1 pseudogene is annotated in these 734 nt (G+C 46.7%); it reads right to left on the bottom strand.

From position 1 onward, the window contains the following. Positions 1–70: 70 nt before the first annotated feature. Positions 71–734, bottom strand: a pseudogene (locus ACS8FC_RS17205) (tetratricopeptide repeat protein); the annotation flags it as partial.

Raw genomic sequence — 734 nt, 5'->3', positions numbered from 1 at the left:
CAGGTGAGCATGAGCATTAGTAAGGTGAAGTAACGATAAGTGTGACTCCAAACAAGTCTGCAAAGCGCGCTCATATAGTGTCATCCTTATTCGTAGCTTGTGTACTTGAGTGCTCGTTTGTACTAACGGGCGCACTTTTAACAGATGTGTTTTGCGTTTGGATGGCTGAGTGTTGCTTGCGTACCGCTTGGCAATTTAAACAATCACTGAGTTTCCCCGAGCGTAGATCACGTTCCAATGCCGGATATTGAAACTGTGTGTCGGTTATAAAATGGCGTATCAAGTCGATATCTTTTTGGCTGTTTGCCCTCAGTGCTGCGGTGGCATACAGCTCGATATCTGCGGTTTCGCGCTGTTGTTGCCAGTTTTTTTGCGCCAATGAAAGGGCTGAATCTACCTGATTGGCAAGCAGAGCATAGGTTGCTTGCTCTCGCATATGGGCGTTTTCTTGACGTATTTGCCAGACATCAATACGTTCTTTCATCAGTGCTAAATTTTGCTTGGCTTTGGGATCATTCAATTTCATCTGAGCCGTAATAAGCCGTAGCAACAGCGCGTCTTTATCGGTATGCTCTTGTAGCAAGTCGCGAACTTGTGTGTACTCACCGATACTCAGTAGCCAATCGGCCCGAGCCATAAGTGCTGGTACGGTCTGATCATCCATGACGTCAAATACTTGCTTGGCGAGCGTGGCATCTTGACTACGCAATGCGGCATCTGCTTGAATCAGATAG

The sequence above is a fragment of the Psychrobacter sp. 1Y4 genome (assembly GCF_051847555.1).
Note: the sequence above shows the minus strand (reverse complement) of the source record. Positions and strands in the feature narration are given on the sequence as shown.